Raw genomic sequence first — 24,323 nt, forward strand, 5'->3', positions numbered from 1 at the left:
AAATATTCAAAGCGAACAACGTGCAACTGGTAGTAAAGCATCAGATGGTGCTTTATCTACTCGTATTGATTCGTCACATAAATATAAGCATCTTCCAACGTTGCAGGAATTGACATACACTCCAATTCTGGCTGTATTTCAGAAATCACTCTTAACTGCAATCCCCCCTCAACATACTGTTTTGATGTAATACGATACTTCTGTTCCACTTCTCTTGCTTTTCTCTCATCAGGTACTTTGCAAATCCAGATTTTCCCCTGTGCTTCTTCTGTCAAATTCTTCATAGAACCCGCATATAAGAAACTACCTTTGTGCATAATTGCAAGTTGGTTACAGGTAGCAGCCAAATCTTCCACCACATGAGTTGAAAACAAAACCGTTCTGTTTTCAGAAAAATCTACTAACAAATTGCGGATGCGAATACGTTCCTCTGGATCTAAACCGGTAGTCGGCTCATCCACAATCAAAAATTCCGGTTCATTTAAAAGCGCCTGCACTAATCCTACCCGTCGTTTCATCCCGCCTGACAACTGTTTCATTTTCTTTTTCCGGTGTTCTGCAAGACTGGTCTTTTTCAAATAATATTCTATTCGTTTCTTGCATTCTGCTTTTGGAACACCTGCCAAATCACCCATATACTCTAAACACTCCTGAACAGTCAAATTCGGGTAAAGATCAATTTCCTGTGGCAGATACCCTATTTTTCTCTGGATTTTTTCATAGTTTCCTTCACTATATAAAATCCTGTCCAATGTGACCGTTCCACTTGTAGGTTTAAGTACAGTAGTTAAAACCCTCATCAAAGTTGTCTTTCCTGCTCCATTTTCTCCCAATAATCCAAAAATTCCATTCGGTATATTTAAATTCGCATGATTGATTGCTGTCACACCATTTTTAAATCTTACTGTTAAATCCTCAATATGAATACTCATAAACTTACCCTCTCTTTCTAACTATTTTCGGCAATACTACCAATAAAATCAATCCAATACCAATACACAAAGCTTTCCCTTGCAGCCATGTAACATCAGCAGTATTTTCTATATCTCTGAAAGCATAGGAAAACAGATTCCATGCCCCAAAAAGTTTATCTCCTCCCGTGGAATTTGTTGCTACCCATATCAGAAGACAGCTTCCAATCCCCATCCACATATTGCGAAAAAGCATAGACAATGTATTGACCAATATTCCCCAAAAGAAAATGGTTACTACAATCGCTAAAAAATAGGCAATAAACTGAAGTATTTCACTTTCTGTTGCCGGATGTGTGACCGGTTTTTGAAACACAAAAAACAATCCGTAACCTAAAACAGCAAGCAGTAATAAAAAAACTTCCTGTATCATTATTCGCTGCATGATGGAGCAAATTCTCTTTCTTATTGGATACAGCCTATGGATTTCTGATCTCTTGCTTGTAATTTCCTGCACATAAGTGTCCGCACAAAAAACAGCAGTCAATATAGCAAAAGGTGCCTCAATGGAAAGTCCTATTTCATTTGTGAATACAACCCCACGTATCAAGCTTAAAATCACAACAAAAGATACTGCATAAGCAATCTTATAAAACGGCAGAACAATCTTCATTTCCTTCTTCATTTACATCCGCCTCCTCTTCCAAATCTGTATTGAAATCAGAATAATCACTACAGATGCTAAAATAAGTAGACTCTGATTTAAAAATGCCATTGGTGGCGGTGTCGTATCGAAAAGCTGATCAGGGAATCGAACCATAATCGCAAAAGGTCTTCCCCAATATCCATAAACTCCTTCCGCATTTCTTCCGCCCATATTGGAATATACCATGTAAAGAATCAGAAGTGGCACTCCCGGAAGTGGATTTTTAAATAGGAGTGAAATCAATGTATATACACTTACAATCATCAGCATATTGGGAAGTATATAAAGTACAGTAGAAACTATAAAATCCCAGAACCGCACTTCAAACCCACTGTCTTTTGTATAAATAACACACAATGCCCAAAATAATAGATTTATAATAGTCAGAGCAATCAAACAAATTGCAAATCCTGCGCTTACTTTTCCCAATACATACTTTCCGGCAGTGATCGGTTTCGTGTGAAGCAATTCATAAGTATGCTTTTTCGTATCCTGTAAAAACAGAACCGCTAACATAATTGTTGCAAAAAAACACATAAACAACCCTGCAAAATCAGCAAATTTTCTTGAGTAATAAAAAGAAAACGTCTTATTTTTCATTTTTTCGTTCAGATATGCGTTGATTTCTTCTGATGTTCCTTTGTAATAGGCACTATCTTCGTACATATATCTTGCACTATACCAATCATATTTTTCCTCCAGATATACGAATGCTTCTTCTAACTCCATATCAACAAGTTCGCTCATTACGGATTGTGCCTCTAAATCAGACATTTCTAATTCATCAATTAGTGCTTGTTTTATCTGTCCACTCCATATTTCTCGATGTTTTTCAGGATTCGCAGGAATATATCCTTCATAAACATCTCCTAAGCGAACTGTATCAGGATAATCATTGACAATTTTCTCTCCTTGCCCTAAATAGTGTGTCATTAAATATGGACTTGTCGTATTAAACACACCATAAATCACAAGCAGAATACCTACCCAAAATAACGGTCGCTTTAGATAATTCTTAATCTCTCTTTTAAAAATAGCAATCATACGTTTGTCTCCTTTCCTTGTTATAGACATCATAAAATATAAATCACAACAAAAAGACAACAGTATAAAAAAATCGGACTGCTTATGCAATCCGATGAAATACTGCTGTTATTACAGCTCCACTCTGTTTTTCGTTTTCTATAAGTAACTGTCCGCCATGCTTTTCACAATACAATCTGCTGATATACATACCCATTCCTGAATGTTTCAAACTATCTTTCACATTTTGCTGATAAAAAAGCTCTGTTGCCTTTTGTTTGTCTACTGTAAATCCCACTCCATCATCCTTTACTCTGATTTGTAATTCAGAATAAGTAAGGAGAACTTCCATTTCCACTTTTGTTTTGGCATAACGAAAGGCATTTGACAAAAGATTTTCTATAACCTCTAAAATCACTTCCTTATCTCCCGAAAATTTTTCTGCTGTTTCCGAACATTCTAAATCGTATTGCTTTCCAAATTTTTTCTCAAACACATTCATCTCTGCACGTATGTCTGTTTCTAACTGCTTACTTGTAATTTTTTCTGCCACCAACTCCCTTGCATCTAAACTGCTCATCTTTCGCATTGTTTCCACAAATATATCCATACGTTCAATCTGTTTTTTGCTTTCATTTACCATATCTAGGGCTTGCTCCATATTTATCTCTTTCTTAGGGAGATATTCTGAAAGCATTTCCTGATACCCCTCCAGCACAGATAGTGGAGAACGTATATCATGTGCAATCGCTGTTCGCAAAGCCTTTTCTTCCTCAATCATTTTCCATAATTGATGGTTATTTTCTGCAAGCTGCTCCTTCATCCGTTCAAATTCTCTGCACAATCTTCCCATTTCATCTTTATTTTCATAGGTAATATGAAAATCCAAATTATTTCGACCAACTTGTTGTGATGCCAGTTCTAATTCTTCAATGGGATTTTTCAATTTATGCTTATAAAAAAGAAACACTGCTATGATATTGCCTACCACAGACACGATAAGTACTGTAAACGTCTGAAGGAAATCGCATATCTCTGATACATGATAATCAAATTTTTTCATTTCATAAGAATTCGGTCTCGGAACATCTGTCAAATACTTTCTACCTTCACCTTCTGCCATTTCAAAATACTTTTCTTGATCTACATATTTCCACCAAATGTCATCTTGTATAGTGGCTGCCATTCGCATAATCAATGCTGAAAGATAAAAACTAACTATCAAACTAACAATCATATACAAAACTATAGTTTTTCTCAACGAAAGATTTCTTATTTTGTCCATTTATATCCCATCCCCCATATCGTTTCAATATATTCATGCTCCGTATATTGATTGATTTTTTTACGAATTCTACGAATTAACTCTGTCACCACTCGGCTATCTCCTTCTGCATCGTATCCACTAATCTTTTCATAAATACGTTCCTTATCAAACACCATTTCAGGGTTCATGGATAAAAGTTCTATAATCTCATATTCTAATTTAGTAAGCCCTAAAGCATTTCCTTTAATATGTACGCATTTACTGGCATAGTCAATTACTAATTCCCCATAAAACCGTTGTTCTGTTTTTCTATGTAAACGTTCCTCACGTTTCAAATGGGCAATAATTCTGGCATCTAATTCTTTCAAACTGAATGGTTTTAAAACATAATCATCGCCACCAGACAACAATCCCATTACTCGATCCTGTTCTTCTACTTTTGCAGTCAAAAAAATAATCGGACAGGAAACCATATCTCTGATTCTTCTGCACACTTCAATTCCGTCCATTCCCGGCATATTTACATCCAATAAAATAATATCGGGATTTACACTTATCTTTTCCATTGCTTCTATGCCATTTTCTGCAATAATCACTGTATAATTCTTCAATGTAAAGTATTGATTCAACATTTTTAGCAATTCTCTATCATCATCAACCATTAAAATTTTATAGTTCATAAATTCCACCTCTGGCTATAATGCTATCTTTTCTTTATAGTATATCTTATAAAAAACAACAAATAAACAACAATTCCTAAAAGGCAACAGCCTTTCTAAACTGCCGCCTTTTCTCCTTCATTTTATTTCCATTATTGATAAACCATCTCTGTATCCACAATCTCCCTTGCACACGATTACATATTGTTCATTCTCGCTACCCATTCCATCTGATTTTCTGCCTTTAACTGTTCCGTGATCCCCTGTGCCTGTTTCATCTGCTCTACAATTCTTTCAAACCTTAAATACTTATAGTCGTCTGTATCCAAACAAACAAGCCGAAGTCGCACAACAACTTGAAAATCTTATCAACGGAACAACAGTCCCAGATACTATTATAAAAAAGGAAAAAGAGCTCCTTCGAGCTCTTTTGATTCAGTTCTGTAAACTTGAATTTACCGAATGACCTTTTCAAACTGGAATATTCCGTCCGGGAACTGCTCGTCCAGTTCTTCGGAGCACATTTCCGGATCATTCGGATCTTGGTGATATTTATTAAAAAACTCTACAATGTGGAAGCCGCAGCGATTGACATAAAAATGAATGTTGCGCTGCTCAAAATACGGAGTGACCGTTTCCCACACCTTCACTTCCGGGTACAGTTTTTCAACAGCACACCAAGCAGCATATCCGATACCTTTGCTATGGACAGCCGGAGAAACAAAAAGAAGATCAAGGTCACCTTTTTCGCCGTCAACTTTGATCACTATGCCGCCGACTTTTTGACCGTCCAGTACGATACGGTAGGCTTCTCCGCCGTCAATGGACTGCTCAATCGTATCCCGTGATATGATTTGATCCTCTTCCTCAAAGTGGTCATCTCTAAGTCCAAATTCTTCCATCGCACCATAATTAAAGGCTTCCTGATTATCCAAAATAAACTGTTCTCTATCGCTACATTCAAGAGGAAACAGCTGTACAATAGTATTCATATCTTTGCTCCTTAAAATTACGATTTTTTACTGCTACTTTTCGTCTATAAATCTTTCTTGTAAACTGTTCATTGTCCTCAGACATTTCTTCAATTGTTATATCAAAATCATTCTCATCAAATTCTGGGAAAAAAACATCCCCTTGCTCTATATTTATATTAATTTCAGTAATGTACATTACATCCACTAATGGTATAGCTTCTTTATATACTCCATAACCACCGGCTATATATACATCCTTTCCTTTCGCTAACTCGATAGCCTCTTTTACACTAGATGCTGTATGAATATTTCTTCCAACATATTTTTTACTTTTTGAAATAACTATAGTTTCTCTATTTGGGAGTGGATGACCGATTTCATCATATGAATTCCGTCCCATTACCACAACATTTCCTGTTGTAAGTTCCTTGAACTGTTTTTGCTCGCCCTTAATTTTCCATGGGATTTTTCCATTTTTCCCAATACAATTATTTTTTGAACGAGCTACTATTAAACCTATCATATGATACTCCCTCCTACAGATTCCATTCTCTTTGTCAATCATTCTACACTTCGAACCTTATCCAAATCAATCCAGTATCTTTGTTCCACAACACCATCAACCACGACTTCGTTTTCTAGTATTCCTCCATTGTTTTCAATGCTTTTAGCCGAACCAATATTTCCTTTATCACAAACCATCAGAACTTTATTTATTCCTAGCTTTCTACATTCTTTCAAAGCCAACGATATCATTTTTGTTGCAATCCCTTTTCTTCTCTCTGATGGGCGAACACCATCTCCTATGTGTCCACCATTTAATAACAATGCTTCGTTTAAATAATGTCTAATGTTTACAGCACCTACAACAATGTTTCGTTCTTCATCTAAGCAAAAAAATGTAGAATCAGGAACTAATCCCTCACTTGTGTCTCTTACTTCCAGATTGTTACAATAGTAATCAAAATCACTGTAATCTAAACGACCAATTACATATGGAATAATTTCTTCACCAGAATTATTCCACTCATCTAACATATCTACAATTTGATTACGATATTTATTTGTTGCTTTTACTAACTTAAGTTTCACAATAATACCTCCAGCACTAATCCTTTGTTATTAGAATTTAACTTCCTGTGGTTCATGTGTAAATGAACTAAATGTAGCTGTGGCATTTTTGAAATAGAATACTTCTGTATTACCATCATCTGCTGAGTACATATTCTGTAAAGATGGGTATGCATCAAGCATAGACTGTCTTGCTTCTCTTCTGTCATCTTCTACAAGTTCTCCAGCCACACGGAGCCACTCTCCATCCTTAAATGCACAGATTTCTACCTTTGGGTTTGCGTGAATCTGCTTTGAAACATCCTTGGTTTTACCTGTCTGAATATACAATTTACCTTCAAAAATATGGGCTGTTCCAAAAGGTCTAACTCTTGGCTGATCTCCTTCTACTGTTGCCAAATAATATGTTTCTGCTTCCTTTTAAAATTTTACTACCTGTTCCATTATGTAATCCTCCTATCTCAATTTTTATTTTGATAGGTTCATTATATCACTATTTTCCCTATTATTCTTATCTATTATCAACCTTTTCCGGATACATATCATGATTTGCCATTCTATTAAATGCGATTTCTTCCCATTTTGTTCCAGGCTTTCCATAATTACAGTAAGGGTCTATTGATATTCCACCTCTCGGAGTAAATTTTCCCCATACCTCAATGTATTTTGGATCCATAAGTTTTATCAAATCTTTCATAATTATGTTCATACAATCTTCATGAAAATCACCGTGATTTCTGAAACTAAATAAGTATAGTTTTAATGATTTACTTTCCACCATTTTAATGTTGGGTACATATGATATTGTAACAGTGGCAAAATCCGGTTGACCTGTTATGGGACACAAACTTGTAAATTCAGGGCAATTAAATTTTACAAAATAATCATTTCCCTGATGTTTATTCTCAAAAGTCTCTAACATCTCCGGTGCATAATCGCATGGATACTGTGTTTTCTGATTACCTAATAATGTTATGTCTGCTGTCTCTTCTTTGCTTCTTCCTGTCATAATTCTTCTCCTTTTTATTCCATTGCCGGATCTTTAATTCCGTTTAACTCAAACGCTTTAGCTCTGTCTATACATGTTCCACATTTGCCACAAGGTTTTTCTCCACCTTCATAACAACTCCATGTGTATTTATATGGCACATTTATCTCAAGTCCCTTTTTAACAACCTGATCTTTAGTTGCATTGATAAATGGTGCTACAACCTTAATCTGTTTTCCACTTCCAAGATATATCGCTTCATTTATTGCATTATTAAAATCGCTGCTACAATCAGGATATGCACTTCCAGCTGCATCATCTGCATGTGCTCCATAATATATCTCACTGCAGCCTTTTGAAAGTGCTATACTGGCAGCACTTGATAAGAATAATCCATTTCTAAATGGAACATATGTTGAAACAGGTGAACCATTTGTACTCTTAATCTGGTCATTATATGATTCTTTAGGTATTTCCTTATCAGAATGTGATAATAGGGAACAATCGCTATATTGAAAAATTTTTGCAAGGTCAAGATAAATATGTTCTACATTATAGTATTTTACAATTTTATCTGATGCTTCTATCTCTTTTGTATGTTTCTGACCATATGCTATTGATAATGCAATAACATTTTCTGGACCATATTTTTCTACTGCCATACCAAGGCATGTTGTACTATCTATTCCACCACTGAACAAAACCATTGCTTTCATTGTTAAATCTCCCTCTTAATGTTTGTGTATATGTTTTTGTGTTAGTTTTTTTAATTCCTCTTGCAGTCATGCAGCTGTGACATCCTTCAATAAGTACTGCTATATCTTCTGCTCCTGTAACCATCTGCATAATATCTGCAATATCACTTCCTATTCTTTCCTGAAGTTGTAATCTTTTCGATACCATATCTGCTATTCTTGCTATCTTACTAAGACCTATCACTCTTCCCTTTGGAATATAGGCAACCGTTACCTTCATATCATACATAAGTGCAAGATGATGCTCACAATAACTGAAAATATCTATGTCTTTTACCACTACCATATCAGAATTTCCATTTTGACTTTTACATTCCACGTTTTCGAACTCTTCTTCCAGTCTATCAAGTGCAAATGTTTTGTTAAACATATCTGCAATTTCTTCATTTGTATAATTCATTCAAATTCAGTAATTTCTTCTTTTGGGACAACATCATACAGTGTTGGTGCCTGATGACTTAATTTTACGCCATTTTCATTTGCATCTTTAAGCAGATTCTTAACTTTTTCTCTTGAATCCTCCGGTACTTTTATGTACTCCCACATAAATGCTACCACATCGGACGGTGTGTCTTTTTTAAGTGGTGGTAACTGAATATAATCATTGTTTTCGCTCATTTTCATATCCTCCTCACGATATAATAAAATCAATAATGCGTTCTCTTGTCATGTCCAGTACAGTATCTACGAACACTCCTGCAAAAAGGATCAGATACAGAATTACACTCAGCGAAAACAGAAATGCAACCTGTACCCAGTCATGGTAACAGTATGCAGTCGCTATAATCAACAAAGTGAATATAAACCCAAGGATCCCTCTGACAACCGCATAAGTCTGTACTGTCATCTTTACTGCCAGTCCGATCACAAAAAGGATCAGCCATACCGGCAGTAATAATATTTTCCCAGCAAGTTTTAAAATAAACATGTGCACCTCCTATCTTACCAGTCCTGGCATATCATGGTTCACCTCTGCCTGATAATACCCGTTCATCGTAGACGGTGCATTAAACAGGGATGCTAATAAATATTTCTTGATGTTCTTCACTTTGGTGGTGTTACCACGCATACAGTGTAAGACATACTCGATATGTGAATAGGTCAGCATCAGAAATTTTTTCTTCACCAGTGATGCCGGATACCAGTTGCTGGCAATCAATATCTTGTCATTTTTACACATCACAGTTTCTACGATCAGGTTCACGATTTCATCTACCTGTCGCATATCGTCATGATGGGTTACTTCCAGTGATTCATAATCAATGGTCTCTTTGACAAGGTTTTCATAAGCCTGATAATCCTCAGAGCGGTTATCGCTATCAAATCTTTTCTCATCCACAGATATGATAGGATTAGATTTATTATCATTCATTTCAGTATCACTAAGATTAGTATTATTAGGGTTTGAAATGTAAACTTCTTGAAGTTTGTTTTCGGGACTTCTAGAAGTTTGATTTTGGGACTTCATGAAGTTTAAATTGTAAACTTCTGCAGGCTCTTCATTTTCCACAGAAGTTTGTTTTTTAAACTTCTCTAATTCCTCTCCAAATTTTTTCTCATCTGTTTTCTCAGGCATAAAGGTTTTTACGTAGATAACATTCACCTTTCCAAATCCCTGCCTGCGTTTCTCAATCAGACCAATTCCTGTTTCGTCATCCAGCTCTCTCATGGATTTGATGGCTTTATTTCTGCCACAGTTCAGTAATTCCATGATATCTTCGATGGAAAAGTAGATATATGCTCTGTTTTTGTCGTCAAACCACTGATTTTTGATGGAAAGAGACATTCGATCCAACATCAGTCCATATAAAATTTTAGCATCGCTTGATAAATCTTTAAAATAGCTGTCTGTAAATAATGCTTTTGGTATGCGGTAGAAGCTGAACTGATCAGCTTCGGTACCGTAAAAATAATTAAATGTCATTTTTTTCTCCATAATTTCCTCCTTTCGTTTTCTGCTAAGAAGTCCTCTTTTTAAACTTCTTTGACTTTGTTTTCTTAGCTTTTTCTATCCTTAACAGGACTGTTCCTGCATCCATTTTTCTAATAATGATTCAATTACCTGTTCCATATCTTTGGCTGTATAATCATCCGGAAAATACTTTGTCAGTTTCTTTTCTGAGAAAGTAAGAGACCGGGATACTTTCTTTGCCATCACACAGTTATTGAAAATCGATAACATCTGAATCTGATTGATTGGTCCATCATTCAGCTGATTTCTGAGTGCTGCAATCTGTTTTGGTTTGATGAATCCGGTGTCGCTGATATATTCGTAGATCCATCCCTGTACTTCCTTATCGATGTAGGAGATATTGACAGCAACCGTAAACTGAAGCTTCTTGTTATCTACCAGATCAAGAAGTTCCGGAATAAGTTCTGTTAATCGTACAAATCTTTGAACCTGAGCTCTACTTTCCCCAACTTGCTTGCTCAAGACTTCATCTGATCTCAACTTCGTCTCATTTTGAGACAAAGTTAAATCTGTTCTGATTCCCTGCCTTTTCATTGCATCAAGTTTCATCTTGTAAGCAAAAGCTTTCTCACTTGGTAACAGTTCCTCTCGCTGAATATTAGCGTCCACCATAGCCACAATGGCATCATCATCTGATAATTCTCTTACGATTGCCGGAATTGTCGTCAGTCCTGCAAGCTGTGCTGCATGCATTCTTCTGTGACCGGATACCATTTCATATTCTTCATTTTCATCCATGCGAAGCAGTACCGGTGTCAGTATTCCATTGATCTTTACACTTTCAACCAGATCCTGCATCTTTTCATCATCCAGCACCTTGAACGGATGATTTTTAAACGGATGGATCTTACTGATTTCTATCTCCATTGCAGATTCTTCATTTACCACACCAAGCAGTTCATCAATACTTGCCAGTTTAATCTTTTCGCCACTTCTATTTTTCATTCTTCAAAACCTCCTGTGTTAAGTTCTTATATGCCTCTGCAACCTTTCCTTTTGGACAGTGCATATAGATGCTTTTTCCCTCTGCACTGGTCTCAGCAGCTTTTACAGACATCGGAATTACATTTTCAAATACCTCGATCTGACTTCCGTATGTTGTATGTACTCTTGATGCAATGTCCCTTGCGTAATTGGTTCTGAAATCTACCATAGTCAGGAGAATACCCTCAATCGCCAGTTTCCGGTTCAGTCTTTTCTTTACTGTAAGAATGGTCTTGATCAGCTGCTGAAGTCCTTTAACAGGCAGATATGCGGCCTGTACAGGTATCAAAACAGAATCAGAAGAGACCAGTGCATTGATTGTCATCATACCAAGACTTGGCATACAGTCGATCAGGATATAATCGTATCGGCCTCTTATCGCATCGATATATTCCTTCATGATCATTTCTCTGCTCATAACATTTCCCATCGTTACTTCCAGGGCAGAAAGCTCAATATTTGCCGGAAGTAGATCTACATTTTCCTGGTGATGTAAGATACCATCTTCCAGAGAGATTTCTTCTTCGTTAATGACATCCATCATGATCGTTGCCAGTGTGATGCGAAGATCATCTGGTTCCTCATATCCAAGACTTGCTGTTAAACTTCCCTGTGGATCCGCGTCGATCAGCAACACTTTCTTACCTTCTCTTGCCAGTCCAATGCCTACATTTACGGTTGTGGTGGTCTTTCCAACGCCGCCTTTCTGGTTTACTACGGATATAACTTTACACATGATTTCTTCCTCCTTTAACTTTCCCATGATTCTTTTTTCCATAATTTCAACAGTGCCAGTATTTCCCGCTTCATCATTGCCGGTGTATAAGAATTTGGAAAATACTTATGTAGCTGTTCGTTTGTGAAAGCCACTCTTGTGATTTCACCCTTTTTAACCTCACACATGATTTCTTCCATCTTTTCCAGTGACAACTGTTTTTCTTTACTCAGTTGCCGGATCCTCTGGGCCTGTGAGAGTGATGGGATTGCCTGTGCATACTCCATTGCTACAAGCAGTTCTCTTTGTTCTTTTTCGCTTAATGCAGCTATCTCTACAGCCGGACAAAAAGAAATGATCTCATCATCCAGTTTCTGCAACATTTCCGGTATCAGTTTTGTCAGTGAGATATAACGCTGCACTTGTTTTGGGCTATCACCACAATCTTCACTGATGATTTCTATTGCCCGCTTTCTTGGTGTTTTGTGGTCAACTTGGCTCTTTTTTCGACCACTTTTTCTTTTTAATACGTCATTCTTCAGTTTGTAAGCAAAAGCTTTTTCACTGTAGCTGATCCGTTCTCTGTGAAGATTGGAATCTACCATGCTCAAGATGGAATCATCTTCACTTAATACTCGGATGATCACCGGTACTTTACGGTATCCCAGTTTCTCCGCAGCATGTTTTCTTCTGTGACCGGATATGATCTCATAGTATCCATCCGGTACTGGTCTGACGATTAGCGGATTTAAAATTCCATACTTCTCAATGCTTTCCTGCAAAAGAAACATTTCCTTATCATCTTTTACCTGAAACGGGTGCTCTTTGAACGGACGAAGACGCTCAATCTCAATTTCTATGATTTTTTCTTCGTTTTCTCCTGATTGTCTGTTTGGCTCAGTCATCTTGACTCCTTTCCTCCAGGATTCAGGAAATAAAAAATGCCTGCCTGGAACTTTTATAGATAGTAAAGTTCCAAACAGACATTGCTGTTTGACCATTAGCTGTAGCTAATAGAATTGAATACTGTTTCAGCTAATTTATGTTTGCAGGTTTGGGAGAGATTGTTTCTTTTCCCGCCTTTTCTCTGATTTACATCCCCGAATAAGGGGTGACAACGGAGCGGAACCCAAATGTTAGCTGGACTTCTTAAAACCCATGTTTGCAAACCGGTAATTTTGATTAGCTGTCAGCTAACAAAAATCGGATTGCGTTAGCTGGAAATTGATCATTTTGAATGGAATTTTGTGTCACGAACGTGATTTGAAAATAACAAAAGCGTTCGTTGTCAGCTAATCCAGCTAACATTTTCGAACGCTTTGAAGCCCGTCGCCAAGAGGATTTGAACCTCCGACCCCTCGCTTAGGAGGCGAGTGCTCTATCCAGCTGAGCTATGACGACACATGCCGCAAACCCTTGATTTTACTGGGTTTCTAGGATTTTTCCCTTCGGCCATATATAAGATTATCAACTCTTTTTCGAGTTGTCAATCTACAGATTTTTTTGATTTGGTAACATTAGAACGTTCCCCCATTTGGGGAATGCTTTGTTGTCACCATTAGCATTTTTCAGAATAGATTCGAACTGAAAGTTGTTTTTCATTTTTTCCCTTTGGGGAATGCCTCGGCTTTCTCTTAGGAGGCGAACCCTCTATCCTGCTGAGGTACTGGGACATTCTTAAAAATCTATTCAATTTTATCTAGTTATCATATCAAAAGGCGTTTGTTCCACCTAGCCCTTAGGAGGCGAGTGCTCTATCCAGCTGAGCTATGACGACACATGCCGCAAACCCTTGATTTTACTGGGTTTCTGGGATTTTTCCCTTCGGCCATATATAAGATTATCAACTCTTTTTCGAGTTGTAAATCTACAGATTTTTTTGCTTTGCTAACATTAGAACGTTCCCCAATTTGGGGAATGCCTCAGCTTTCTCTTAGGAGGCACTTGTTCTATCTATTAAGCTAAGGAAACACATATATTATTTAATATGGAGCAGCATATTGTGCTACTCCACATAAAATTGTACTATATCTTTCTTTAAAAAACAAGACCTTTATTTTTGAAGATTGAAAAAGTCATTGTCACGATTTTTTGTATCAACCAGATCATTATACTGCAAGATCGAATAGTCCTGAAGTAATGAATAATATGGTGATGTCTCATCATTCAACTCATAGAACTTTCCGTCAGATCCGACATATCCGTTTCCTGTCAGCACCGGAATTTCCTTCTGCAGATCCTGCTGGTATTTCTGGAATCCAGTCAATTCACTTCCTGTCGTTTCCATCAGACGTGTCTGAAGGTAATTCATACTCGTCTGCTCTACTTTCTGTCCACCAATGTCATAATTTGCCCAGATTACAAAAGGAATTGCATAACGATGACGCATCATTTCTTCATCATTCCAGTTCTTATATTGTCCCTTTGTAAGTGCATTCATGGACGCATCATTAATTCTCGGCTGATGATCTCCCGTCATAAATATTACAGTCGGTTCATCTACATTTTTGAAATATTCCACCAGATCTTTGAAAGCATCATCTGATAATTTAATCAGGCTCAGATAGGTTTCAACATCTTCTGCTTTCATATCTTTAAGTGAAATTGTCTGCTTATAATTATCATCACCCCTGCTGATAAACGGGCTGTGATTCTGCACTGTCATGACATATCCAAGATACGGATCATCTGAATCCTTCTTATAGCTTTCAAAGTCTTCGATGATTCGCTGATAGGAACCGGCATCTGTAGCATAATGTCTCAGTTTTTCTATCGGTGTCGTTACCGTGTCATAATTGTAGAAATCTTTAAATCCAAGCAGTGGATACGTTCTGTCACGTCTGTAATTACTTGCTCGATGAAGATGAATCGCAGTACTTCCCATGTACCCTTCATCCTGAAGCTGTGTCACAAGTGATGGCATTGCATCTTTTACAAAAAGCTGGAATGCAACCGCACCCGTCGGCAGAAATGCAAGTGAATTTCCTGTCAGAAATTCATATTCTGTATTTGCTGTCTGTCCGCCTACAATGGACGCATACGTTGTACCACTTACACAATTTCTGTCATTCATCAATCCATGGACAAACGGCATATAATCTTCGTTTGTTTCAAAATCACCCAGATCTTTCAAATCTGAAAATGCTTCATTGATCACAACGATCACATTCGGATGTTCCTTGGTTTTATCCACTGTATCCGATTCATATTTTGATGTAATTTCTTCGACTTTTTCAAGGCTGTAGCCTTCTGGCTTTTTCAGTATAGAATAATGAATGCTTCGTGAAAAACCTGCAATACTGCCATATGTTCGATAGCTTCTCATTGGGTCAAACAGGCTCAGCTTCAGCCCATGATTATCAAGATAATCTGTAAGGATGAATTGTTTCACACCTACTACCGATATAATGGCCATTACAATGATTCCGCAAAGTCGAAATTTCTTTTTACTGAAAACAGGTTTACATTTTATAACTCTGCCAAACATAAAGAAATCAAACAAGAGCAACAGTGTAACCAGATGATACCAGTCAAATTTTATTTCGTATGAAGACGCAACCTCTGCCGCTGTACTTATAGTTGCAATATCAGAGGCAATGATCGGAGTTCCTCTAAACTCATATACAAAATAGTTTGCAATATTGAACATAACACATATAAACGCGCAAATGTCAGTTCCCAGTCGTATTCTGTTTGTAAGAACAATACATATCAGTTCTAATATTAAAATAAAACATATATTAAAAAGTAAAAGACTTTTATTCAGTCCGGAAAAGCTTTTTCCCATTGCAAATGTAGCTGCTTCCATATTCAGAAAAATGAAACATGGAGACAAAAGCACATACAGGATATTTATGATCCGACCAGTCTTTTCTTTTACTTCCAGCTTCACAAAAATAAGTACTGTGCCGATTGCCCACAGACCTGCAAGAACAAGTATCTTTATTCCATTTCCCAAAGTGTGTGAGTTGTATATGATACTTTTATAATTAATTCCAAAATACAAAACAAATAAAAACGAAACGAACAGGCAGATATAATCTCTCCATCTCTGCCTGCCTTTATTTTTCAGTTCCTTCATTTCTAATCCTCAATTCTAAAATTGCAACTGACCCTGCAACCAGACAGTGCCTTTAAATCTTCTGCCCACCTGTGGGTCTCCCAGAAGATCTTTTCGGTTAATACACACATCAAACTGCATATTGTTGCTTTCTATAGTCATCTGAACAAGTTCCTCATCTGTGACAATATTGCTGCCCGTATGCACTTCCAGAATTTCACCCAGTATGCTGTATTGATCACACTGAATTCCATAAGGCATAAAATAAGAATCTACAATAGAAAGAATATCCTCATTCACAATTCTGGTTGAAATCATAGAATACGTATCCATTTCTTCCATTGTCAGATTTTCCATTGCCTCTTCATCGCCATTTCTGGCCGCAGCAATCATGGAACTTCTGTTCTTTGCAGATTCCTGCTCCACCTTGACAGCTTCTTTATCTTTGAGGACTGGGAGAAGGATTTTTCCCTCTCCCGCAAGTCCTGATAAAATCAATGAATGATTATCAATTTTTTCTTTTCCGCTTTCCTTCATATATTCGGCAGCATTCTGAAGATAAAAAATCAATGTAATTCCGATTCGCAGATCATCACATGCTCCGGAAAAGGCATTCTTGTCTACATGCTTTTCTACCGTAACTGCTTCCTGCGTCGTAACTCCTGTTCCACGAAAGAACGGATAATAGTACTCCACATGAAATCTGTCTTCCTCATCATACTGGCCGCAAACAGTGATTCCACAATCGTTTCCATAGTTTCTCGAAAATTCAGCAAATGTACCATCCGGATAATTCTGAATAACATTTTTTTTATCATAATTTTTGATGACATCGAGAATGATTTTTTTCATCTCTTCTCGTTTACTGATCTGAGAAAAACCGATTGCTTTTAAAAAGCTGTGCAAAATATACCTCCGTACCCTTATGCCTGGGTCTTTTTCTCAATCTTTTTCATGCCGCCCATGTATGGCTGCAGTGCTTCCGGAATATTTACAGATCCGTCTGCATTCAGGTTGTTTTCCAAAAATGCAATCAGCATTCTCGGAGGTGCTACTACAGTATTATTTAATGTATGCGCAAGATATTTCTTACCATCTTTACCGTTTACACGGATTCTCAGACGACGAGCCTGTGCATCGCCAAGGTTAGAGCAGCTTCCTACCTCGAAGTATTTCTTCTGACGTGGAGACCATGCTTCTACATCAAGGGATTTTACTTTCAGGTCTGCCAGGTCACCGGAGCAGCATTCCAATGTACGTACCGGGATATCCAGAGAACGGAACAGATCAACAGTGTTCTGCCACAGTTTATCAAACCACATCGGGCTTTCTTCCGGTTTGCAGACGACAATCATTTCCTGTTTTTCAAACTGGTGGATACGATAAACACCTCTCTCCTCAAGACCATGAGCACCTTTTTCTTTACGGAAACATGGCGAATAGCTTGTAAGTGTTTTTGGAAGTTCTTCTTCAGGAACAATCTGATCTATGAATTTGCCGATCATAGAATGCTCACTTGTACCGATCAGATAGAGATCTTCGCCTTCAATCTTATACATCATGGCATCCATTTCTGCAAAACTCATTACACCTGTTACAACATTGCTTCTGATCATGAAAGGCGGTACACAGTAAGTAAATCCTCTGTTGATCATGAAATCTCTTGCATATGCAATAACTGCGGAGTGAAGTCTTGCGATATCACCCATCAGATAATAAAATCCATTACCTGCAACACGTCTTGCACTGTCAAGATCGATTCCGTCAAAATTTTCCATAATTTCTGTATGATATGGAATTTCATAATCCGGAACAACCGGCTCACCAAATTTTTCAATTTCAACGTTTTCGCTGTCATCTTTACCAATCGGAACAGATGGATCGATGATATTCGGAATAACCATCATATTTTTCAGAAGTTCTTCTTCTACTTCTTTTTCTCTTGCAGAAAGTTCATCAATACGCGCACCGGATGCTGCAACCTGTTTCTTTACTTCTTCTGCTTCTTCGCGTTTGCCCTGTCCCATCAGTGCACCGATCTGTTTGGAAATTTTATTTCTTTCAGCTCTGAGTGCTTCGACTTCCTGTTTGATTTCTCTGTTTTCTTTGTCCAGAGCGATTACTTTATCAACCAGTTCCAGTTTGTTATCCTGGAATTTGTTGCGGATGTTCTGTTTTACGATTTCCGGATTTTCTCTCACAAATTTAATGTCTAACATAATTTCTCCTCCTGACAGTTCCTACTGTCTCTTTATTTTTCTATACCACTTTCTTCTTCACTGATATCGGCAAGTCCAAAATTTACTGCCTTACGCAAAGCCTCTACTTCTTCCTGACTGAGCATCACATAAGATTCACCTTTAACAATTTCTTTTAAATAAAGGAAACAGTTATCTCGGCTGTGTACTGCATTCAGAATCAGGCCGGTATTGTCTTTATCCAACAATGCAAGTGCAAAGCTGAGTTTACCACCTACATCATCAAATGCATCATATTTCTCTACGCCATATTTACTGAAAATAATTTTAAAATGCTGTTCCAGTGCTTTTATTGCATGCTCATGGTCTTCTTTTGCTTCATACAATCTGTCAATCTGAGCAAATTTGCGTACAAATGTTTTTTCTAAGGATTGTGCGTCGCTTCCTTTCATAAACATTTTGTATTTTCTTTCCAGTCGTGTAAGGCGCATACCATTACTGATCATAAATCCAATCAGAATAACGACTATAACCAGTAATACAATAATGATGATTCCAGAGTCAATACCCATACTATCAAAAATTGTACTCATATCATACTCCTTTTAACCAATGGATTCAAATAAATCGATAATTCTGTCCAAATCGTCTCTGGAATAGTATTCAATTTCTATTTTTCCTTTATTATTTTTCTTGCGGTGAATGAATACGCGTGTTCCTGTAATTCCTTTCATTCTTTCCTCAAGGCTTTCATAAATGGCATCTTCTGTCGGATTTGCGACTTTATCTTTTCTCTTTTGCGGTGTAAGTATTGTTTTTACCAGTTTCTCTGTCTCTCGCACGCTGAGTTTTTCATCAAATATTTTCATCGCAGTCGTATACTGTTTTTCTGGATCCTCAATTGCAAGAATTGCTCTTGCATGTCCGGCTGAAATCATCTCATCAACCATCATCTGCTGTACACGTGCATCCAGTTTCAAAAGTCTCATGGAGTTGGTTACTGCTGTCCTGCTCTTTGAAACTCTTTCTGCGATTTCATCCTGTTTCATGTGAAATTCATCAATCAGACGTTTATATGCCATAGCTTCTTCCACCGGATTGAGGTCTTCTCTCTGAATGTTTTCAATGAGAGAAATTTCTACGATTTCCTGAGTGGAAAGTTCTCTTACTACAACCGGAACTTCTTTCAGTCCTGCAAGTTTCGCAGCTCTCCATCGTCTTTCACCAGCAACAATCTCATAGTAGTCTTTTTTATCAGACACGAGTAGAGGTTGCAGTACTCCATACTGTTTGATGGAGTCAGCCAGTTCCTGAAGTGCATCTTCATCAAATTTTTTGCGTGGCTGTTCTCTGTTTGGCTCGATCATAGATAATTTCATCATTCTCTCGCCATTGCTGTTTTCGTGCTGACTGGATTTCTTTGTTTCTGGTGTAGCTATATTTGTTTGTTTTGCAGTTTTAACTGTTGTTTTTGGCTTGCTTTGTACTGTTTTTTCTGGAAACAGTGCATCCAGGCCGCGTCCAAGTCCTGACTTTTTTCCAGCCATCATTCATCCTCCCTGTTTATTACTTCTTCTGCAAGAAGACGATATGCCTCTGCGCCCGCGGATTTTGTGTCATATAAGGTTATAGGCTGTCCATAACTCGGAGCCTCTGCCAGTCTGACATTTCGCGGAATAATCGTTTTGTAAATATTCTGCTGAAGATTATCCTTAACATTTTCTACAACTTGCAAGGAAAGATTTGTTCTTGCATCATACATAGTAAAGACGACGCCTTCCATAACAAGTTTCTTGTTCAGACGGTCTTTGACGAGGTCAATTGTATGTATCAGCTGGGACAGTCCTTCCAACGCGTAATATTCGCACTGAATTGGCACTAATACGGAGTTTGCAGCCGTCAGTGCATTAATAGTAAGCATGTTTAATGACGGTGGGCAGTCAATAATGATATAGTCATATTTTCTGCGGACTTTATCAATGATTTTCTTCAGAATATATTCTTTTTCATCTACACCAATAAGTTCAATTTCTGCTCCGGATAAGTTTACATTTGATGGAATCAAATCTACGTTTTCAACTACATCTTTTACAATTGTATTTTTTGTTTCTGCTTCTCCTAAGAGTAATTCGTATAATGTATTTTCTACATTATTTTTATCTACTCCTAACCCACTTGTGGTATTTCCCTGTGGATCCATGTCGATTGTAAGTACTTTCTTTTCTTTTTCAGCAAGGCATGCAGAAAGATTAATTGCGGTTGTTGATTTACCAACGCCACCTTTCTGGTTTGCTACTGCTATTACTCTTCCCAAGTTTCACCCTCCCTTCGGGATGTCAAGTCAACTATACATTTTTTGTGTATAGCGCACTGGTATTATTATAGCACTTTTAGTTTTATTGTTCCACAAAATGTTTCACGTGAAACATTAAATTTCGAGAAAGTTTTTAAAAATTTATTGTTTATATTTGACAAGATTGATGGGATGTTGTTTTATTTCAGCATACATTTTTTTAATATCACGCAATTGAATAAGATATGGCATGGGACAACGGCTTCGCCGTTCGGCAGTTCTAGGGTGTAATGGTTGCTAGTGTAACTGTTTGCTAATGTTTCACGTAAAACATTTCAGGAACACAGCAGGATCTATAACAGGATGGGTACGGGAGTATTAAACATCAATTCTGTTCATAGATGCTGCGTAAGTTCATATTATTATTTCAGATTACACCTTTTATTTCACGCAATTGAATAAGATATGGCATGCGACAACGGCTTCGTCGTTCGGCAGTTCTATGAGATAACCTGTCTGTTAAATGCATGCGCAGGAAATCACAAACTCGCTGACGCTCAAACAGTGTGATTTCCCACGCACAACACAGCCAGAACATCTCTAAGAACTTCTCGAACTCCTGTAGAGGTTGTCACACACCATATCTTTTCATTGCTGATATATAAAGTTGTAGCAATATACTGGGCAGCTGTGAGGGTGTAATGGTTGCTAGTGGAACTGTTTGCTAATGTTTCACGTAAAAAAAATCTATAGCAAAGCAGATGCAAAAATCTTGAGCAAATTTTATTGTGCTTTCTATCTTTCATTAGTGCTATACAAATATTTAATGTACCGAGTAACGGTGAACTATGGCAGTTGCTAATACATCCACTCAATTATGTTTCACGTGAAACATTGTTAATATACAGCGACCTCTATAACAGGACGACTGCAGGAACCTTGGCCTGATTTCGTTACGAGCTTTGCGCTAGCTGCCGTCACCGAGCGCTCTGTCTGAGCGCAGCGAGTTTGCGCGAATGGCGGCTTATCAGCGCGCGAAACGAGTAGAAATTTGGGCTTGTTCCTGCAGCCGTCCTGTTTATAGAGGATGCGTGAGTTTGTATTGTATTTCGGTGCGCATAAGATTGGAATTGTTATTTTTAGCTTGCATTTTATATTTCACGCAATTGAATAAGATATGGCATGTGTCAACGGCTTCGTCGTTCGGTAGTTCTATGAGATAACCTGTCTGTTAAATACATGCGCAGAAAATCACAAACCCGCTGACGCTCAAACAGTGTGATTTCCCACGCACAAAACAGCCAGAACATCTCTAAGAACTTCTCGAACTCCTGTAGAGGTTGTCACACACCATATCTTTTCATTGCTGACATATAAATATGTAGTGAAATGGAGTAACGATATGTGCCGGAAGTCAAACAAAGTGTTATCTGCCTGGCAATGTTTCACGTGAAACATTGTTATAATACAGCGACCTCTATAACTGGACGACTGCAGGAACCTTGGCCTAATTTCGTTACGAGCTTTGCTCTAGCTGCCGTCATCGAGCGCTCTGTCTGAGCGCAGCGAGTTTGCGCGAATGGCGGCTTATCAGCGCGCGAAGCGAGTAGAAATTTGGGTTTGTTCCTGCAGCCGCCCTGTTTATAGAGGATGCGTGAGTTTGTATTGTATTTCGGCGCGTATAAGATTAGAATTGTTATTTTTAGCTTGCATTTTATATTTCACGCAATTGAATAAGATATGGTGTGCGGCAACGGCTTCGTCGTTCGGCAGTTCTATGAGATAACCTGTCTGTTAAATGCATGCGCAGGAAATCACAAACTCGCTGACGCTCAAACAGTGTGATTTCCAACGCACAAAACAGTCAGAACATCTCTAAGAACTTCTCGAACTCCTGCAGAGGTTGTCACACACCATATCTTTTCATTGCTGATATACAAAGTTGTAGTGACATACCGGGCAGTTGTGGGGTGCAATAGTTGCTAGCGGAACTGTTTGCTAATGTTTCGCGTAAAAAAGATCTATAGCAAAGCAGATGCAAAAATCTTGAGCAAATTTTATTGTGCTTTCTATCTTTCATTAGTGCTACACAAATATTTAATGTACCGAGTAACGGTGAACTATGGCAGTTGCCAGTACATCCACTCAATTATGTTTCACGTGAAACATTTCAGGAACACAACAGAATCTGTAACAGGACAGGTACGGGAGTATTAAACATCAATTCTGCTCATAGATGCTGCGTAAGTTCATATTATTATTTCAGATTACATATTTTTATTTCACGCAATTGAATAAGATATGGCATGTGTCAACGGCTTCGTCGTTCGGTAGTTCTATGAGATAACCTGTCTGTTAAATACATGCGCAGAAAATCACAAACTCGCTGACGCTCAAACAGTGTGATTTTCCACGCATAACACAGCCAGAACATCTCTAAGAACTTCTCGAACTCCTGCAGAGGTTGTCGCATACCATATCTTTTCATTGCTGATATATAAATTTGTAGTGAAATACGAGGCAGCTGTGGGGGGTAATGCTTGCTAGTGTAGCCGTTCACTAATGTTTCACGTGAAACTTTTCATGAATACAGCAGAATCTATAACAGGACGGATACAGGAACCTTGGTCTAATTTCGTTATGAGCTTTGCGCTAGCTGCCGTCACCGAGCGCACTGTCTGAGCGCAGCGAGTTTGCGCGAATGACGGCTTATCAGCGCGCGAAGCGAGTAGAAATTTGGCCTTGTTCCAGTATCCGTCCTGTTCATAGAGACTGCGTAAATTCATATTATTATTTCAGATTACAGTTTTATATTTCACGCAATTGGATAAGATATGGCATGGGATAATAGTTTTGCTGTTCGGAATTATGTAAACTATTTTTATTATTTCTGCATCAGTCTTAGTGTCGCGTACATTTGTCTTTCCGCCTCTCCATTTTATCCTATTATCCACATCTTTCACTACTCTATTTCCTGTTTTCCTTCTCGCCCATCATTCCTGCCCTATCTATTCACACATTTCTCAACTTTCATGCATATCAATTAATAATTATTCATTTCATATTTGTCATTTCATACATCTACATTCGTCAAATCTACCACTCACATCACCATTTCCTACTTATGCTGATAATAAAAAACCGCCACCTGTGTCCGATCCCTCAACTGTAATTTATTCAGAATCGAACTCAGATAATTTCTGACCGTTCCTTCACTCAAATATAACTCCGCTGCAATCTCCTTATTACTGTTTCCGTCCGCGATCAGCCGAATAATTTTCTTTTCCCTTTCATTGATTCCATGCGCTGCATAGTCAAAACCATCCTCATTTCTTATCAAATCTGGGATTTTTGACACAATTTCCATTCCAAAGACCGTCTGCCCCGAACAAACCGCCCGGAGTGCCGGCAAAATGCTTGCATAATCCTGTTTCAAAAGATATCCCTTTGCTCCTATGCGGAGCGCTTTCACAATATATTCATCATCCAGAAAAGTTGTCAGGAGCAGTATATTTGCCTCAGGATACGCATATAAGATTTCTGTTGCTGCCTCCAGTCCATTCATATTTTTCATGCGAATATCCATCAACAGCACATCCGGTTTATGCTCGCCATATAGCCGTACAGCATCCCTTCCATCCAGTCCTGTTGCCACTACATCAACATCCTCATTCGCTTCCAGAATTGTCTTTAATGCCCCTGTAACCAGACAATCATCATCTACAATTACTATTTTCATTTTTAATC

At 37.8% G+C, this 24,323-nt stretch carries 22 protein-coding genes, 1 tRNA gene and 4 pseudogenes; all 27 read right to left on the bottom strand.

Going from position 1 to position 24,323, the window contains the following annotated elements; translation table 11 throughout:
• Positions 1 to 56 precede the first annotated feature (56 nt).
• The 27 genes and pseudogenes from H8Z79_RS11560 to H8Z79_RS11690 all read right to left on the bottom strand — a co-directional run bounded on the left by H8Z79_RS11560 (position 57) and on the right by H8Z79_RS11690 (position 24,315).
• A complete protein-coding gene (locus H8Z79_RS11560; protein WP_005334851.1) occupies positions 57 to 932 on the bottom strand; it encodes an ABC transporter ATP-binding protein in 876 nt (291 codons plus the stop codon).
• Between the two features lie 4 nt (positions 933 to 936).
• The gene (locus H8Z79_RS11565) at positions 937 to 1,596 is read right to left on the bottom strand and encodes a hypothetical protein (RefSeq protein ID WP_005334852.1); all 660 of its coding nucleotides are present in this window, start codon (positions 1,594 to 1,596) and stop codon (positions 937 to 939) included.
• The gene (locus H8Z79_RS11570) at positions 1,597 to 2,661 is read right to left on the bottom strand and encodes an ABC transporter permease (RefSeq protein WP_040015615.1); all 1,065 of its coding nucleotides are present in this window, start codon (positions 2,659 to 2,661) and stop codon (positions 1,597 to 1,599) included.
• An 82-nt stretch (positions 2,662 to 2,743) separates the two neighbouring features.
• Positions 2,744 to 3,925 (bottom strand): HAMP domain-containing sensor histidine kinase, encoded by a 1,182-nt coding sequence (locus H8Z79_RS11575; RefSeq protein WP_005334857.1) that lies wholly within the window; start codon positions 3,923 to 3,925, stop codon positions 2,744 to 2,746.
• Entirely contained in the window at positions 3,913 to 4,587 is a 675-nt protein-coding gene (locus H8Z79_RS11580) for a response regulator transcription factor (RefSeq protein ID WP_005334858.1), read from the bottom strand. Before H8Z79_RS11580 ends, H8Z79_RS11575 begins: the two co-directional genes overlap by 13 nt.
• A 176-nt stretch (positions 4,588 to 4,763) precedes the next feature.
• Positions 4,764 to 4,871, bottom strand: a pseudogene (locus H8Z79_RS11585) (TnpV protein); the annotation flags it as partial.
• A gap of 150 nt (positions 4,872 to 5,021) precedes the next feature.
• Positions 5,022 to 5,558, bottom strand: coding sequence for a GNAT family N-acetyltransferase (locus tag H8Z79_RS11590; protein ID WP_117528505.1), 537 nt, complete (start codon positions 5,556 to 5,558; stop codon positions 5,022 to 5,024).
• Entirely contained in the window at positions 5,527 to 6,063 is a 537-nt protein-coding gene (locus H8Z79_RS11595; RefSeq protein ID WP_117528506.1) for a dihydrofolate reductase, read from the bottom strand. The genes H8Z79_RS11590 and H8Z79_RS11595 overlap by 32 nt, the downstream gene beginning before the upstream one ends.
• A gap of 38 nt (positions 6,064 to 6,101) precedes the next feature.
• A complete protein-coding gene (locus H8Z79_RS11600) occupies positions 6,102 to 6,632 on the bottom strand; it encodes a GNAT family N-acetyltransferase (RefSeq protein ID WP_117528507.1) in 531 nt (176 codons plus the stop codon).
• Positions 6,633 to 6,662: 30 nt separating this feature from the next.
• Positions 6,663 to 7,055, bottom strand: a pseudogene (locus H8Z79_RS11605) (pyridoxamine 5'-phosphate oxidase family protein).
• Between the two features lie 67 nt (positions 7,056 to 7,122).
• A complete protein-coding gene (gene queF / locus H8Z79_RS11610; protein ID WP_055214233.1) occupies positions 7,123 to 7,620 on the bottom strand; it encodes a preQ(1) synthase in 498 nt (165 codons plus the stop codon).
• Positions 7,621 to 7,634: 14 nt separating this feature from the next.
• Positions 7,635 to 8,315 (bottom strand): 7-cyano-7-deazaguanine synthase QueC, encoded by a 681-nt coding sequence (queC, locus tag H8Z79_RS11615; protein ID WP_117528508.1) that lies wholly within the window; start codon positions 8,313 to 8,315, stop codon positions 7,635 to 7,637.
• Positions 8,278 to 8,754: pseudogene (gene folE, locus H8Z79_RS11620) on the bottom strand (GTP cyclohydrolase I FolE); the annotation flags it as partial. The pseudogene folE and the gene queC, both read right to left, overlap by 38 nt.
• A pseudogene (locus H8Z79_RS11625) lies at positions 8,754 to 8,978 on the bottom strand (hypothetical protein); the annotation flags it as partial. The pseudogenes H8Z79_RS11625 and folE, both read right to left, overlap by 1 nt.
• 7 nt (positions 8,979 to 8,985) lie before the next feature.
• Positions 8,986 to 9,282: a hypothetical protein gene (locus H8Z79_RS11630; protein WP_005334864.1), complete on the bottom strand. Its 297-nt coding sequence runs from the start codon at positions 9,280 to 9,282 to the stop codon at positions 8,986 to 8,988.
• A 9-nt stretch (positions 9,283 to 9,291) separates the two neighbouring features.
• Positions 9,292 to 10,290: a DUF6017 domain-containing protein gene (locus H8Z79_RS11635; RefSeq protein WP_117947869.1), complete on the bottom strand. Its 999-nt coding sequence runs from the start codon at positions 10,288 to 10,290 to the stop codon at positions 9,292 to 9,294.
• A gap of 78 nt (positions 10,291 to 10,368) precedes the next feature.
• Complete coding sequence (locus H8Z79_RS11640; RefSeq protein WP_118031502.1) at positions 10,369 to 11,271, bottom strand: ParB/RepB/Spo0J family partition protein; 903 nt, start codon at positions 11,269 to 11,271, stop codon at positions 10,369 to 10,371.
• Positions 11,261 to 12,046 carry a ParA family protein gene (locus tag H8Z79_RS11645; protein ID WP_005334870.1) on the bottom strand — a complete coding sequence of 262 codons (786 nt, stop codon included), beginning with the start codon at positions 12,044 to 12,046 and terminating at the stop codon, positions 11,261 to 11,263. Before H8Z79_RS11645 ends, H8Z79_RS11640 begins: the two co-directional genes overlap by 11 nt.
• 14 nt (positions 12,047 to 12,060) lie before the next feature.
• Positions 12,061 to 13,026, bottom strand: coding sequence for a ParB/RepB/Spo0J family partition protein (locus H8Z79_RS11650; RefSeq protein WP_118031503.1), 966 nt, complete (start codon positions 13,024 to 13,026; stop codon positions 12,061 to 12,063).
• A gap of 326 nt (positions 13,027 to 13,352) precedes the next feature.
• Positions 13,353 to 13,426, bottom strand: a tRNA-Arg gene (locus tag H8Z79_RS11655).
• Positions 13,427 to 14,078: 652 nt separating this feature from the next.
• A complete protein-coding gene (locus tag H8Z79_RS11660; RefSeq protein WP_118040495.1) occupies positions 14,079 to 16,106 on the bottom strand; it encodes an LTA synthase family protein in 2,028 nt (675 codons plus the stop codon).
• 15 nt (positions 16,107 to 16,121) lie between these two features.
• Positions 16,122 to 16,991, bottom strand: a complete 870-nt coding sequence (locus tag H8Z79_RS11665; protein ID WP_118040493.1) for a DUF3881 family protein — start codon at positions 16,989 to 16,991, stop codon at positions 16,122 to 16,124.
• 17 nt (positions 16,992 to 17,008) lie between these two features.
• Entirely contained in the window at positions 17,009 to 18,304 is a 1,296-nt protein-coding gene (gene serS / locus H8Z79_RS11670; protein WP_118040491.1) for a serine--tRNA ligase, read from the bottom strand.
• Between the two features lie 32 nt (positions 18,305 to 18,336).
• The gene (locus H8Z79_RS11675; protein WP_015541410.1) at positions 18,337 to 18,876 is read right to left on the bottom strand and encodes a DUF4446 family protein; all 540 of its coding nucleotides are present in this window, start codon (positions 18,874 to 18,876) and stop codon (positions 18,337 to 18,339) included.
• A 12-nt stretch (positions 18,877 to 18,888) separates the two neighbouring features.
• Complete coding sequence (locus H8Z79_RS11680; RefSeq protein ID WP_118040489.1) at positions 18,889 to 19,830, bottom strand: ParB/RepB/Spo0J family partition protein; 942 nt, start codon at positions 19,828 to 19,830, stop codon at positions 18,889 to 18,891.
• Positions 19,830 to 20,597 carry a ParA family protein gene (locus H8Z79_RS11685; RefSeq protein WP_118040487.1) on the bottom strand — a complete coding sequence of 256 codons (768 nt, stop codon included), beginning with the start codon at positions 20,595 to 20,597 and terminating at the stop codon, positions 19,830 to 19,832. The genes H8Z79_RS11680 and H8Z79_RS11685 overlap by 1 nt, the downstream gene beginning before the upstream one ends.
• 3,097 nt (positions 20,598 to 23,694) lie before the next feature.
• The gene (locus tag H8Z79_RS11690) at positions 23,695 to 24,315 is read right to left on the bottom strand and encodes a response regulator (protein ID WP_118040485.1); all 621 of its coding nucleotides are present in this window, start codon (positions 24,313 to 24,315) and stop codon (positions 23,695 to 23,697) included.
• Between the last annotated feature and the right edge of the window lie 8 nt (positions 24,316 to 24,323).

Source organism: Blautia intestinalis (assembly GCF_014297355.1).
Lineage (GTDB): Bacteria > Bacillota > Clostridia > Lachnospirales > Lachnospiraceae > Blautia_A > Blautia_A intestinalis.